The following is a 12,930-nucleotide window of genomic DNA, read 5'->3' as shown; positions in this document are numbered from 1 at the left end:
TGGGGCGAATGGGGAATCGGTGGATCAGCGGGCAGCCCACTGCTCAAGCACGGCGCGATACGGCTTGATGAAGTGCTCTTCGGTGAATTTGCCCTGCTTGACCGCCAGCTGGCTGCGCTCTTCGCGGTCGTAGACGATGCGGGTGGAGGAGTAGTCCTGGTGCTTCAGGCTGGGCTGATAGACCTTGCCGGCCACGGAATTGGCGTTGTAGATCTCCGGCCGGTAGATCTTCTGGAATGCCTCCATCGTGCTGATGGTGCCGATCAGCTCCAGGTTCGAGTAGTCGCCCAGCAGGTCGCCCTGGAAGTAGAACGCCAGCGGCGCGACGCTGCCCGGCGGCATGAAATAGCGCACCTGCAGGCCCATCTTGTCGAAGTACTGGTCGGTGGGGGAGAACTCGCCCTGGCGATACTCCACGCCCAGGATGGGATGGTGGTTCTCGGTACGATGGTAGGTCTTGCTGCTGGAGACGCTGATGCAGATTACCGGCCCCTTGCTGAAATTGGCGCGGTAGGCCTCCGATTCCAGGAAGTGCTGGAACAGCTTGCCGTGAAGATCACCGAAGCCTTCCGGAATGCCGAAGGTGGCCTTTCCCTCGTTGCTGGCCGGCAGTACCACGCTGAAGTCGTAGTCGCGCACATAGGACGAGAAGTTGTTGCCGACGATGCCCTCGGTGCGCGCGCCGGTGTGCGTGTCGACGATGGTCGGGCGCAGCACTTCGATCAGCGGGAACGGATCGCTGCCGTCGGCTCCATCGATGTGCATCTCCACCGAGATGATGTCCAGCTCAACGGCGTAGCGGTCCGCACTCGGGTTGTCCCAGTGCGCCAGATCGTTGAAGCGGTTGTTGATCATGCTGATCGTGTTGCGCAGGTTCTCCTGGCGGGACTCGCCGCGAGCCAGGTTGGCGAAGTTGGTGGTGATGCGCGTGCCGTCAGCGGGCTGGTAGTCCTCGTTGAAAGGGATGCGCGTGATGCTGAAGGTGAAGTTCTCGGTCGTCATGGGCGGCGTTCCGGGTTGCGGGGGTGACATCCGAATGCGGGTCGCTGGCATTCGGCATTCAAAGCACTGCAGCGGTCTCGGCAGTGGCAGGCGCTGCGCGATGGGACAGGGCAAGCAGGGGCAGTGCCCGCTGCACTGCCAGCCGTGCGCGCTGGATCAGGGCCTCGTTGTGCACGCGGCCCTCGGCGAAATCGCGGTCGGTGGCGTAGACGCCGAGGGGCAGGGTGCGCGCCTGGAAGAAGCTGAAGAGCGGCCGCAGCTGATGGTCGATCACCAGTGCGTGGCGCTCGCTGCCGCCGGTGGCGGCCAGCAGGATGGGGGTGTCGACCAGCGCATCCTGGTGGATGAAATCGAAGAAGTGCTTGAACAGGCCGGTGTACGAACCGCGGTAGACCGGCGTGGCCACCACCAGTACGTCTGCCTGTTCAACGGCCACCAGCTGCCGCTCCACAGCCTCGGGCAGCTGCGAGCGCCACAGCGCACCGGCCAACTGCGGCGCCAGTTCGCCCAGCTCGATCAGGTGCGGCTCGCAGGCAACGTCCTCGCCGATCAGGTCCAGCAGGTACTCGGCCAGGGTTGCAGCCCTGGAGGGGCGCTGCAGTCCGCCGGAGACGGCGACGATACGGAGGGGGCGGGTCATCTGTTCGCTTTCAGCAGGAGGGGGAACTCCTTCGGGCGATCTGCGGGGGCGCAGTCCTGCAGGCCGGCGAGGTGACCGGGCTGGCAGGCAACCGAAGGCATGACCCGATCCTAGTCATGCCCTTCCATGACGTAAAATGGTATTACTTCACCAATCCATGAGCGGTATTCATCGTCATGTTGGAACGGATCCACCTCAGCATCGTGCAGCAGGTCGAGCAACAGGGCTCGCTGACTGCTGCCGCCGGCGTGCTCAACCTGACCCAGTCAGCCCTGAGCCACAGCATGAAGAAGCTGGAGCAGCAGCTCGGCACCGATGTCTGGCTGCGCGAAGGCCGCAGCCTGCGCTTGACCCAGGCCGGGCAGTACCTGCTGGCGGTGGCCAACCGCGTGCTGCCGCAGCTGGACCTGGCCGAGGAGCGCCTGGGCCAGTTCGCACAGGGCGAGCGCGGCGCACTGCGCATCGGCATGGAATGCCATCCCTGCTACCAGTGGCTGCTGAAGATCGTCTCGCCGTACCTGGCCGCCTGGCCGGACGTCGATGTGGACGTAAAGCAGAAGTTCCAGTTCGGCGGTATTGGCGCGCTGTTCGGCTACGAGATCGACCTGCTGGTCACGCCCGATCCGCTGCTGAAGCCGGGCCTGAAGTTCGTGCCCGTGTTCGACTACGAGCAGGTGCTGGTGGTGGCCAGGAATCACGCCCTGGCCAAGGTGGATCACGTAAAGCCGCGCCAGCTCGGCCAGGAAGTGCTGATCAGCTACCCGGTGCCGTTCGAGCGCCTGGACATCTACAACCAGTTCCTGCTGCCGGCCGGCATCACGCCGCGGCGCCACAAGACCATCGAAACCACCGACATCATGATGCAGATGGTGGCCAGCGGCCGTGGCGTGGCCGCGATGCCGCGCTGGCTGGTGGAGGAATATGCCGCACGCATGGACGTGGTGCCGGTGCGCCTGGGGGCGAAGGGCATTCCCAAGCAGATCTACCTGGGTGCGCGTGAGGCCGATACGGGTATCGACTATCTGCAGGCCTTCGTCGAGCTGGCCCGGAACAGCACGCCGATCGCCGGCAATGCAGGCGGAGCCCGTTGATGCCCGCACCTGGATCGCAGCGGACGGAAACCTTCATCGACGCGTTTTCTCTGGAAGTGAGCGCGAAGGCCATGCCGGCACTGCGTGCGGAAGCGGATCGCATCGCTCCGGGAACGACGATCTCGATCCCTTACCTGGCGAGCGAGGACGACGACGCCCGGCTGGCGGCCGCGTGCACGGTGCGCGAACTCGGCTTCGAACCGATGCCCCATCTCTCTGCCCGCCGCATCGGGTCGCGTGCGGCGCTTGCGCGGTTCCTGGAACGCGCCACCAGCGAAGCGGGGGTAGAGAAGTGCCTGCTGATCGCCGGTGATCTTTCCGCGCCCGCAGGGCCGTTTGCCGACAGTACCTCGATCATCGAGACCGGCCTTCTTGAGCGTTACGGCATCAAGGTTGTGGCCATCGGCGGGCATCCGGAAGGCCATCCGGTGATGACCGCCGAGGACCGGTGGCACGTGTTGGAACGCAAATGCCAGGCCATCGAGGCGAGAGGCATGGCACCGCTGATCATCACCCAGTTCGCCTTCGATGCCGATATCGTGCTGGCCTGGCTGGATGCGCTGCGCGCCCGTGGCATCACGGTTCCGGTACTGGTGGGCGTGCCGGGCCCGGCCAGCATTGCGCGGCTGGCGCACTACGCCGCGATGTGCGGCGTGGGTGCCAGTGCATCGATGCTGGCGCGGTACGGCATCTCGATCGGCCGGCTGCTGGGAACGGCAGGGCCGGAGGTGTTCATGGATCGCCTGCTGAGTGGGCTGACGGACGCCCATGGCCCGGTCAGCCCGCACTTCTTCCCGTTCGGTGGCATTGCGCCATCACTGGGCTGGATAGAGCGGTACCGGCGGCGCACGTCGACCGCCAACGTTTGATGCTCTATCGATGATCGCGTGGCTGGGCCCTTCAGCCCGGCAGTTCGCACTTCATCTTGCCGTCCACGTAGTACGGCTTGGGTACGTTCGGGTTCTCGCTGGTCTTCTCGAAGACCACCTCGAACGAAGCCGCATCGGGCGAGCCCTTGCGGTCGGTGCACGCGTCCTGCAGCTTCTTCTTGACCGCCGCGATGCCCGCATCGCGATTGGCACCGTCGGCGCTGTTGGTCAGGTTCACGGTTTCGGCCGAGGCCAGTGGGCTCAGTGCAAGCAGGCAGCCGGTCAACATCAGGGTGTGCAGTCTGGTCATGCCGCGTACCTCATGGGTCTCCAATGAGGCTCCAGCATAGAGCGGGGCTGTTAACGGCCTGTGGCCGCCCCGGCTTCGGGGCCGGTTCTCCCGCATTCGTCGTCGAACACGGGAGTCTGGTCGGATGCCTCCCCTTGGCCCGGCGTGTTCGGCTAGGCTGCAGCGACTGACCGCAAGGATGAAGGCCCTCATGATCCGCTGGCTGTTCCTCGCGCTTGCCGCGCTGCCGCTCGCTGCCGGGGCCATGGTCATCCGCCACGACGTGGACGATGCCCGTTACCGGATCGAGGGATCAGAATTTCCCGCCCTGGCCGACATGCCGGGTGAAGGGCAGGGTGTTCTGATCGCCCCGCAGTGGGTGCTGACCGCAGCGCATGCCGCACCGATGAAGGGTATGGGGCAGACCATCGCCATCAACGGCAAGGACTACGGCGTGGAACGTGTGGTCGTGCATCCGGGCTACAGGCGAATGCCGGAAGCCTTGGGCAAGGAAGCACTGGCCACGGGGAGCCCGGCGAAGATCCATGCGTTCCTGGCCGGATCGGATGACATTGCGCTGATCAGGCTCACGGCCCCCGTGAACGATGTGCAGCCCGTGTCGCTCTATCGCGGCAGTGCCGAGGTCACGCAGGTCGCCGCCTTGATCGGAAAGGGCGCCACTGGCAATGGGGCGATTGGACTGGTGCCGGGCGGGCCGCATCGCACATCGCTGCGGCGCGCATACAACGCCATTACCGGTGGCAATGATCGCTACCTCTGGTATCGGTTCGATGCCCCGCCACAGGGCCTCCCACTGGAAGGCGTATTGGGCAACGGCGACAGTGGCGGCCCGCTGGTCATCGGGGAACACGGCGCGTGGCAGCTGGTGGGGCTGGGCTCGTGGATCAGCGCCGTTCCCGAGCATGCTCTTGAAGCCGGCTTCTATGGCCAGGTGGTGCACAACGTGCGGGTATCGCGCTATGTGGGCTGGATCGAGAGCGTCCTGGGCGCGCCCGACTACCGCCGCTCCGTAACACTCGAAGACTGACAGCTGTCACTGGCCGCGGGCCGCGTGATTGCCAATAGTGAGCGCCATGGCGAGGACACCTCGCTACCACTCATCACAAGGGGACCGCTCGTGAACATGCTCCAGCAGATCGTCTCGCAGACACCCGCCTGGGTCTGGCTTCTCCTGGCGTTCCTGGTCACACGCGGCATTGCCGCGATGAAGCCGGGCGAAACGTCACTGCAGAAACTGGCCGTCGTGCCTGCGCTGTTCACCGTCTGGGGCGCCTGGTCGATCAGCCATCGCTATGGAGTGTCCTGGAGCGCCTGGGGCAAGTGGCTGGCCGGCATCGGCACCGGCGCGGCACTGGGGTGGCTGCTGCTGGGCCACGTGAAGCTGACCCTGGATGGCGCCACCGGAACGCTCTGGCGCAACGCGGACTACAGCGTGTTGCCCCTGCTGCTGCTCACGTTCCTGGTGAAGTACGGTTTCGAAGTCGCATTCGCGGTGTCGCCGCCATTGATCGCCAATGCCGGCGCCAGTGCGGCCTACCTGCTGCTGTCAGGGGGCTTCACCGGCCTCTTCATTGGCAAGTACTGCCGCTATCTGGCCTCGTTGCGACTGGACGCGGCGGCGAAAGGGTGGAAAGCGGCAACCTGAACCTCATTTGCGCGTGACGCGTCACGCTAATGCTGGTTTCAGTGGCACGGGCAGGAAGGTGCGCCGCCACTGGCGGGGCCCCCAGCTCAGCATGCTGGTAGCGGGCATCGTTCCGGATGCCCGCTGCCCAAAGCCGCATCATTTCGGCATCAGTACAGTGTCGATCACGTGGATCACGCCATTGGACTGGCCTACATCAGCAATGCTGATGCCCGCTTTGCCTCCCTTGGCATCGATAACCCACAGCTTGCCTTCGTGGAGAGAGATCGTAAGTGGTTCGCCCTGCACGGTCTTCAGCGTCGCCTTCCCGCCATGCTTCCTGGCGTCTGCAACGAGCTGCGCGGAAGTGTAGGTGCCTGGCACCACGTGGTAGGTAAGAATCTTGGTCAGTTGTGCCTTGTTTTCCGGTTTAACCAAGGTGTCGACAGTCCCGGCAGGCAGCTTGTCAAAGGCTGCATTGGTAGGGGCGAAGACGGTGAAGGGACCCGCCCCGTTGAGGGTGTCGACCAGGCCCGCCGCCTTGACTGCGGCGACCAGGGTCGTGTGGTCCTTGGAGTTGATGGCGTTCTCGACGATGGTCTTGGTCGGATACATCGCTGCGCCACCAACCATGACAGTGTTGGCGGCGAAGCTGGAAGAAGCTGCTGAAACAAGGACGGCGAGGCTGACTGCGGCGGAAATTCGCTGGAGAGCGTTCACGGTGCGACCCTCGGATTGGCGCCCGCAATGCGCGGGCATCCTCATTACGGCCCGGGGCGCGGATTGGATGCAGCGGATTCTGCTCCAATCGTTTCGCGCCACGCAGTTCGGCAGGAAGGCCGCCATTGGCTTGGCTTACAGGCTCCAATCAACCCGCATGCCGGCGATCAACGCATTCGGCAGGTCGCGCTGGCGGGCGGGTTCGTTGAACTGGTCCGGATGCACGATGTAGTGCAGGTTCGGTGCGATCCGGAGCTGCGGGGTGAGCTGGATGCCATAGCTCAGTTCCATCATCACCTGGCTCCCGTGCGGCGTGCCGCTACCGCCTGCCGCGGCACGGGCAAGGCGCAGGTCCTCCAAGGCGATGCTGCTGTACTTCTGCTGGGTCACAACGAACGCGATGCTGTCCTGCGGCCGGCCGGCGAACGTGCCTTTCTGCACCACGCCCGCCTGCAGGAAATGATCCTCGATCAGCTGGCCGGAGGTGCCCTTGAGCGCCGCACCGAACAGGGTCAGGCCGCGCCCGGCACCATCCCCGGTGAGTTGCTGCTCGAAGCGGGCGAACACCCCGGAGCGACCACGGCGGTTCGCGTAGTCCTGGCCACTAAGCAGCGCCGGGGTGCCGTTGGCATCGCGCAGCGGATCCAGATAGGTCGAGTTGTCCTGCCAGCCACCGAGTTCGTAGCGGGCTTTCAGTCGTGCCGAAGCAGGGCTGCGCCAACCGAGCGTGTAGGGCACGATCCAGCCGGTGGCCTGACTGGTACTCCATTTCAGGCCGTGCTGGCCGTCCTCGGCCTGGCTGGGATCGACCTGGTAGGCGCCGACGCGCACATAGACATCGGGCGTCACCCAGGCCGTGGCATCGGCCATCCAGCTCGATACCGGCCACCAGGTGAAACTGCTGGTGCGGAACACGTAGGTCGGGTTGCCGCAGGCCGAATTGCCCTGGAAGTACTGGCACAGCTCCGAACCGAGGTGATGGATGTTGGCGACGCTGCGCCCGGCTTCCAGCACCAAACGGTCGTTCAGCAGTTTCTGTTCAAGCGTCAGGTTGGCCAGGCGCGTGCCCTGGCCGCCGTAGATTTCCTGCACCGAGGTGCTGTTGCCGGTACGGCTGTTGGCCAGGTTGGTGCCATGGCGGTTGATGCCGTAGGCCTTGATCGTCGCGCCCCGCCAGCCAAACGCAGCGTTCAGGTTCACGTCGGCACCGAACATCAGCTGGCCGGCATACGCCGTGCCGCCGCGCTTGCCGCCATCGAGCGTGGCGGCTGCCTCGCCGGTGTATGCCAGCTTGGGGGTGAAGACGTCACTCGCGTCGGCGGCTGCGGCCACGGACGGCAGGGCCAGCAGGATCGCTAACGGCAACAGGCGGCGGGAAGGGGAGGTCATGGGCGAGGTTCCGTTTACAGGGTGGGAGCCGTGACCGGCTTCTTGAGGACGCGCAGCGCGACGGCGGTGACGGCCACGCCGGCCACCAATGCCAGCAGGTAGACGCCAAGGTGCGTGACTGCGTTCGGGATCGGCAGCACGAACACGCCACCGTGCGGCACCTTCAGCTCGACGCCTGCGGCCATCGAGATCGCACCGGCCACGGCCGAGCCGAGGATCAGCGCCGGAATGGTGCGCAGCGGATCGCGTGCGGCGTAGGGGATCGCGCCCTCGGTCACGAAGCTGAGGCCGAGCACGCCCGCGGCACCGGCGGTGCCGCGCTCCTCGGCGGTGAAGCGGTTGCTGAACAGCCATGTGGCCAACGCGATGCCCAGCGGCGGCGTCATGCCGCCGATCATCGTCGCAGCCATCGGCGTGTAGACCTGGCTGGAAATCAGTGCGGTGGAGAACGCGTAGGAGGCCTTGTTGACCGGCCCGCCCATGTCCACCGCCATCATTCCGCCCAGCAGCAGGCCGAGCAGGATCGCGCTGCTGCCCTGCATGCCGCGCAACCAGTCGGTCAGCCAGGCCAGCAGTCCGGCGACCGGGGTGCCGATCACATACATCATCAGCAAGCCGACCAGCAGCGTGCCCAGCACCGGCAGGATCAACACCGGCTTGAGGCCTTCCAGGCTGCGCGGCAGGCGCAGCGCACGATTGATCCAGTGCACACCGTAGCCGGCGATGAAGCCGGCCAGGATGCCGCCGATGAAGCCCGCATCCATGTTGACTGCCACCAGTCCGCCGATCATGCCCGGCGCGATACCCGGGCGATCGGCGATGGAGTAGGCGATGTAACCGGCCAGCGCCGGCACCATCAACATGAAGCCGGACTTGGCGCCGATCTGGAACAGCGACCAAGCCAGCGTGCCCTTGTGTGCATCGTCGAAGGCATAGATGCCGCCGAGCGCGAACGCCAGTGCGATCAGCAGGCCACCGGCAGTGACGAACGGCAGCATGAACGACACGCCGGTCATCAGGTGCTTGTAGGGACCGGTGACCTTGGCCTTTTCGGTGGTGCGGCCTGGAGCCGCCGTACCCGCCTGCACGCTGGCCTCGGCCAGCGCCTTGCGGATCAGGCTCTGGCCGTCATTGATCGCCGGCTTGGTGCCGCTCTTGAACAGGCGTTTGCCAGCAAAGCGTGACAGATCGACTTCGCGGTCGGCGGCGATCAGCACCAGGTCGGCGGCAGCGATTTCTTCGTCGCTCAATGCGTCCTGCGCGCCGACCGAGCCCTGGGTTTCCACCCGGATCGCGTGGCCCAATGCCTTGGCGGCTTGCTGCAGGCCTTCGGCCGCCATGAACGTGTGGGCGATGCCGGTCGGGCAGGAGGTGACGGCGACGATGTGCTTGCTGGCGTCCGCGGCGGGCGCGGTTCCGGACGTCGCGGCAAGCTGCGCCAGCACGGCAAGCGGGTCGTCCAGCACCTCACCGAGGCTGGCGCGTACGATCTGGGCGCTGCCGAAGCGCGCGGGATCCGCCTCGCCGTCACCCACCAGCAGCAGCTGCGTTGCGGCGGCGGCCTGCGTGGCGGGCAGTGCCCCGGTCACGCCCTGGTCGCTGCGGATTTCGATCGCCAGTTCAGCCCCTTGCTGGCGGGCGGCGCGGCGCAGCGCTTCGGCGGCAAGCACCGCCTCGATGCTGCGTTCGCCGGCGGCGATGACTACGGTGGAAGCTTGCATGGGCACTCCTGGAATTCTTCGGGTTCGTCCTTGCAGGAGGGGGCGGGCCAGCCGCAGCTCCCTCTGCAGGGGTTTCAATCCAACCGCTCGATCAGTACATCGCCGGTCCACGCGCGCACCTGTGCCGGATCCAGCCGTCGCGCGTCGCCGCTCTCCAGCCGGCTCATCGAGAACGCCGTCGCCAGTCGTGCGCACGCTGCCAGATCGAGGGAGGGCTGCAGCAAGGCGGCGGCGATGCCGGCGACCATGGCATCGCCAGCACCGACCGTGCTGCCGCGTGCCAGTCGCGGCGGTCGCGCGATCAGGACGCCGCTGCGATCAATGAACAACGCGCCGTCGGCGCCCATCGAGATCGCCACAAGCGCAACTCCGCGTTCGACCAAGGCGTGGCCTGCGGCCCGCAGGGCGCTGCGATCCGGCAGCGGCGTACCGGTCCAAGCCTCCAGTTCGTGGCGGTTGGGCTTGATCGCGTAGGGCAGTGCGCCCTGTGCGCCGCTCAACGCCGCGGCCAGCGCGTCGCCACTGGTGTCCAGCAGTACGCGCGCACCGGCGGCGCTCGCCTGCGCCTGCAGTCTCGCCCATGCATCGGCTGGCAGCCCGGACGGCAGGCTGCCGGACAGCACCACCGGCAGGTCCGGCTGGAGCAGGGCGTCGAGTCGGCGCGATACCGCGTCCAGATCGGCATCACGCAGTGACAGGCCGGGCAGGTTGATGTCGGTGGTCTCGCCGTTGGCCTCTTCGACCAGCTTGATGTTGGTGCGGGTGCGGCCCGCAATGCGCAGGCAAGCGTCTGCGATGCCGCGCTCGGCGAACAGTGCGCTGAACACGCCGTCGTTGCCATCGCCGAGCACGCCCAGCGCGGTGGTCGGCACACCCCAATCGGCCAGGCAGGCGGCCACGTTGATGCCCTTGCCGCCGGCGTCGTCGCGGGTGCTGCGGGCACGATGCACATGGCCCGGTTGCAGGTGCGCCAGCCGCACGGTCTGGTCGATCGCCGGGTTCAAGGTAACGGTGACGGCGCGGGCGCTCATGCGCGCACTCCATCGAGGGCACGTACCTGCTCGGCGGTTTCGCAGTCGAGTGCACTATTGGCCAACGCCTGCAGATCGGTCATCGCGTTGCCACGCAGGCGTGCCTTCACGGCCGGGATGTCGTTCGGGGTCATCGACAGTTCGTCCACGCCCAGGCCGGCCAGCAGCATTGCACCGAAGGGATCGCCGGCCAAGCCGCCGCAGACGCCAACCCAGCGCCCATGCAGGCGTGCACCTTCCACCGTGGCGCGGATCGCGCGCAGCACGGCCGGGTGCAGGCTGTCGGCCTCGGCGGCGAGTTCCGGGTTCTGGCGGTCGATCGCCAGCACGTACTGGGTCAGGTCGTTGGTGCCGATCGAGAAGAAGTCGGCATGGCGCGCCAGTACATCGCTCTGGGCTGCTGCGGCAGGGACTTCAATCATGATCCCGATCGGCACTTCGGGTGCCTCAAGCGCGGCGCGCAACCGTTCGCAGATGGCGCGCAGTGCGATCAGCTCGGGCACCGAGGTGATCATCGGAAACATGATGGACAGGCGTGCGCCGTCCTTCGCCGCGCGATACAGCGCACGCAGCTGTGGTTCCAGCAGGTCGGGGCGGCGCAGCAGCAGGCGCGCGCCACGCACGCCGAGGAACGGATTTTCCTCGCGTGGCAGCTCCAGGTGAGCGACCTGCTTGTCGCCACCGATATCGAGCGCGCGCACGATCAGCGGGCGGCCGTCGAGTGCCTTGGCCATCGCCACGTACGTGGCGTACTGCTCATCCTCGCTGGGCGTGCTCCCGCGCTCGAGGAACAGGAATTCGGTGCGCATCAGGCCGACGCCTTCCGCGCCCTGCTCCAGTGCCAGCGGCACCTGCTCGGGCAGGTTGACGTTGGCGCCGATGTCGATGCGGTGGCCGTCAGGGGTCTGTGCCGGCTGCGCGCGTTGCGCCGCTTCACGCTCGCGAATCTGCTGCTGTTCGGCGATCCACGCACGGGCCGAGGCGAGATCGGCCTCGGACGGAGACAGATAGAGGCGCCCGCTGCTGCCATCGATGATCGCCTCGCGGCCCGGGCTGATCGCCAGCAGCTCCGCGCCCGCGGCGACCAGCGCCGGCAGGCCCAACGTGCGTGAGAGGATCGCGGTGTGCGAGGTCGGTCCGCCCTGTGCGGTGGCAAGGCCGAGCACGCGACCGGTATCGAGGTTGGCCGTGTCGGACGGCGACAGGTCCGCGGCGAGCAGGATGCAGGGTTGAGCAGGCAGGTCGGCAAGGCCGCCACCCGCTGCGGACGGATCAAGCTGTGCCAGTACGCGCCGGCCCACGTCACGCAGATCGGCGGCGCGCCCGGCCAGCACCGGATTGCCCAGGGCAGTCAGCCCGGAGGCGACCTGCTCGATGGCCTGGTGCCAGGACCATGCAACGCCATGGCCTTCGACCATCAGCTGGCAGGTACGGGTAATCAGATCGGTGTCGTCGAGCAGCGCGGCCTGCGCCTTGAAGATTGCCGCATCCGAGGCGCCGAGCCGGCGCTGGGTGTCGTCCTGCAGTGCAGCCAGCTGCTGGTGGGTGCGGCTGAGCGCCTCCTGCAGGCGTGCGCCGCCTTCGCCGAGCGGGGTGGGGCGGTCAGCAACGTCGGCATGCGTGCTGGCCAGCACATGCACCGGGCCGATCGCCAGGCCTGGGCTGGCGCCGATGCCGACGATCGCCGCCTGTGCGTCGGGCGGATTCCAGCCCGCAACCGGCGCGGCCTTGCGCTGCGCCGCGCGCTCGGCATCGGCCCTTTCCTGTGCCACCAGCCCGTCCATGACCTTGCGCAGCGCGGCCAGCAAGGCAGGGGCATCGGCGCCCTCAGCAGACACGCTGACCGCGTCGCCATGGCGCAACCCGAGCTGCAGCAGCGCCACCAGGCTCTTGGCATCGGCAGCCTGATCGCCCGCTCGGACCTGTGCGCGGGCCGCGAAGCCGCGCGCTGTTTCGGCCCAGCGCGTGGCCGGGCGTGCGTGCAGCCCGTTGGGATAGGCGATGGTCCAGTCGAAACGGTCGGCCAGGTCAGTCACCGGCACATTGGGGGCTGTGGTCGCAACATCGCCGGTCAGCGCGCTGATGATCTCGCTCGCATCTGCCGTGGTGAACAGGCGTTGCAGCGTTGCGTCATCCTGGATGAGTCGGGTCAGCCGGCGCAGCAGGGTGATGTGGGTATCGGACTGGGCGGCAATGCCGACCACCAAGCGGGTGACCTGGCCCGGATTCCACTCCACGCCTTGCGGGAACTGCAGCACGGCAATGCCATCGCGGCGCACCAGGTGACGGTCCTCGCCCAGCCCGTGCGGAATGGCCACGCCATGGCCGAGGAAGGTGTTCGCCAACGCCTCGCGACGCCCCATGCTGGCCTCGTAAGCCGGCGCAACGCAGCCGGCGGCGACCAGCATCTGCGCCACCTGAGCGATGGCGTCGGCCTTGTCGAGCGCCCGCGCATCCAGGCGGATCAATTCCCGGCTGACGGGGGCTGGAGAGGTCAAGGGCTGCAAGACGGGCTCCGGGAAGGGGGTGCTAT

General features: G+C 66.9%; 12 protein-coding genes. 4 read left to right on the top strand and 8 right to left on the bottom strand.

Going from position 1 to position 12,930, the window contains the following annotated elements; genetic code table 11:
- Positions 1 to 24: 24 nt before the first annotated feature.
- Together ACZK13_RS11015 and msuE are read right to left on the bottom strand one after the other, a co-directional pair.
- Complete coding sequence (locus ACZK13_RS11015; protein ID WP_121503311.1) at positions 25 to 1,002, bottom strand: DUF1852 domain-containing protein; 978 nt, start codon at positions 1,000 to 1,002, stop codon at positions 25 to 27.
- Positions 1,003 to 1,060: 58 nt separating this feature from the next.
- Positions 1,061 to 1,642: an FMN reductase gene (msuE, locus tag ACZK13_RS11010; protein ID WP_032127268.1), complete on the bottom strand. Its 582-nt coding sequence runs from the start codon at positions 1,640 to 1,642 to the stop codon at positions 1,061 to 1,063.
- Between the two features lie 176 nt (positions 1,643 to 1,818).
- On the opposite strand from msuE, the gene ACZK13_RS11005 reads away from it, so the two are divergent.
- Both ACZK13_RS11005 and ACZK13_RS11000 read left to right on the top strand, forming a co-directional pair.
- Positions 1,819 to 2,733 carry a LysR family transcriptional regulator gene (locus ACZK13_RS11005; protein ID WP_197581239.1) on the top strand — a complete coding sequence of 305 codons (915 nt, stop codon included), beginning with the start codon at positions 1,819 to 1,821 and terminating at the stop codon, positions 2,731 to 2,733.
- Positions 2,733 to 3,602: a methylenetetrahydrofolate reductase gene (locus ACZK13_RS11000; RefSeq protein ID WP_293793973.1), complete on the top strand. Its 870-nt coding sequence runs from the start codon at positions 2,733 to 2,735 to the stop codon at positions 3,600 to 3,602. Before ACZK13_RS11005 ends, ACZK13_RS11000 begins: the two co-directional genes overlap by 1 nt.
- 31 nt (positions 3,603 to 3,633) lie before the next feature.
- Here ACZK13_RS11000 and ACZK13_RS10995 read toward each other — a convergent pair whose 3' ends face one another.
- A complete protein-coding gene (locus ACZK13_RS10995) occupies positions 3,634 to 3,912 on the bottom strand; it encodes a hypothetical protein (protein WP_032127271.1) in 279 nt (92 codons plus the stop codon).
- 190 nt (positions 3,913 to 4,102) lie between these two features.
- On the opposite strand from ACZK13_RS10995, the gene ACZK13_RS10990 reads away from it, so the two are divergent.
- Entirely contained in the window at positions 4,103 to 4,939 is an 837-nt protein-coding gene (locus ACZK13_RS10990) for a S1 family peptidase (protein ID WP_293793838.1), read from the top strand.
- A gap of 96 nt (positions 4,940 to 5,035) precedes the next feature.
- A complete protein-coding gene (locus ACZK13_RS10985; RefSeq protein WP_478482519.1) occupies positions 5,036 to 5,557 on the top strand; it encodes a DUF6622 family protein in 522 nt (173 codons plus the stop codon).
- Between the two features lie 138 nt (positions 5,558 to 5,695).
- Here ACZK13_RS10985 and ACZK13_RS10980 read toward each other — a convergent pair whose 3' ends face one another.
- The 5 genes from ACZK13_RS10980 to ptsP all read right to left on the bottom strand — a co-directional run bounded on the left by ACZK13_RS10980 (position 5,696) and on the right by ptsP (position 12,904).
- A complete protein-coding gene (locus ACZK13_RS10980; protein WP_198283157.1) occupies positions 5,696 to 6,295 on the bottom strand; it encodes a fasciclin domain-containing protein in 600 nt (199 codons plus the stop codon).
- Positions 6,296 to 6,391: 96 nt separating this feature from the next.
- On the bottom strand, positions 6,392 to 7,645 hold the full coding sequence (locus ACZK13_RS10975) for a carbohydrate porin (protein ID WP_197615179.1): 1,254 nt from the start codon (positions 7,643 to 7,645) through the stop codon (positions 6,392 to 6,394).
- A 14-nt stretch (positions 7,646 to 7,659) separates the two neighbouring features.
- Entirely contained in the window at positions 7,660 to 9,366 is a 1,707-nt protein-coding gene (locus ACZK13_RS10970; RefSeq protein WP_478481637.1) for a PTS fructose transporter subunit IIC, read from the bottom strand.
- 74 nt (positions 9,367 to 9,440) lie between these two features.
- The gene (pfkB, locus tag ACZK13_RS10965) at positions 9,441 to 10,397 is read right to left on the bottom strand and encodes a 1-phosphofructokinase (protein ID WP_197615177.1); all 957 of its coding nucleotides are present in this window, start codon (positions 10,395 to 10,397) and stop codon (positions 9,441 to 9,443) included.
- The gene (gene ptsP, locus ACZK13_RS10960) at positions 10,394 to 12,904 is read right to left on the bottom strand and encodes a phosphoenolpyruvate--protein phosphotransferase (protein WP_197615176.1); all 2,511 of its coding nucleotides are present in this window, start codon (positions 12,902 to 12,904) and stop codon (positions 10,394 to 10,396) included. Before ptsP ends, pfkB begins: the two co-directional genes overlap by 4 nt.
- Between the last annotated feature and the right edge of the window lie 26 nt (positions 12,905 to 12,930).

Source organism: Stenotrophomonas sp. 99219_Sma (genome assembly GCF_056480785.1).
Note: the sequence above shows the minus strand (reverse complement) of the source record. Positions and strands in the feature narration are given on the sequence as shown.

What these genes read in the sequence shown, in the direction of transcription:
- ACZK13_RS10970 (WP_478481637.1), bottom strand. Translation starts at nt 9,366, where the DNA reads ATGCAAGCTTCCACCGTAGTCATCGCCGCCGGCGAACGCAGCATCGAG.
- ACZK13_RS10975 (WP_197615179.1), bottom strand. Translation starts at nt 7,645, where the DNA reads ATGACCTCCCCTTCCCGCCGCCTGTTGCCGTTAGCGATCCTGCTGGCC.
- ACZK13_RS10985 (WP_478482519.1), top strand. Translation starts at nt 5,036, where the DNA reads ATGCTCCAGCAGATCGTCTCGCAGACACCCGCCTGGGTCTGGCTTCTC.
- msuE (WP_032127268.1), bottom strand. Translation starts at nt 1,642, where the DNA reads ATGACCCGCCCCCTCCGTATCGTCGCCGTCTCCGGCGGACTGCAGCGC.
- ACZK13_RS11000 (WP_293793973.1), top strand. Translation starts at nt 2,733, where the DNA reads ATGCCCGCACCTGGATCGCAGCGGACGGAAACCTTCATCGACGCGTTT.
- pfkB (WP_197615177.1), bottom strand. Translation starts at nt 10,397, where the DNA reads ATGAGCGCCCGCGCCGTCACCGTTACCTTGAACCCGGCGATCGACCAG.
- ACZK13_RS11015 (WP_121503311.1), bottom strand. Translation starts at nt 1,002, where the DNA reads ATGACGACCGAGAACTTCACCTTCAGCATCACGCGCATCCCTTTCAAC.
- ACZK13_RS11005 (WP_197581239.1), top strand. Translation starts at nt 1,819, where the DNA reads ATGTTGGAACGGATCCACCTCAGCATCGTGCAGCAGGTCGAGCAACAG.
- ACZK13_RS10990 (WP_293793838.1), top strand. Translation starts at nt 4,103, where the DNA reads ATGATCCGCTGGCTGTTCCTCGCGCTTGCCGCGCTGCCGCTCGCTGCC.
- ACZK13_RS10995 (WP_032127271.1), bottom strand. Translation starts at nt 3,912, where the DNA reads ATGACCAGACTGCACACCCTGATGTTGACCGGCTGCCTGCTTGCACTG.
- ACZK13_RS10980 (WP_198283157.1), bottom strand. Translation starts at nt 6,295, where the DNA reads ATGCCCGCGCATTGCGGGCGCCAATCCGAGGGTCGCACCGTGAACGCT.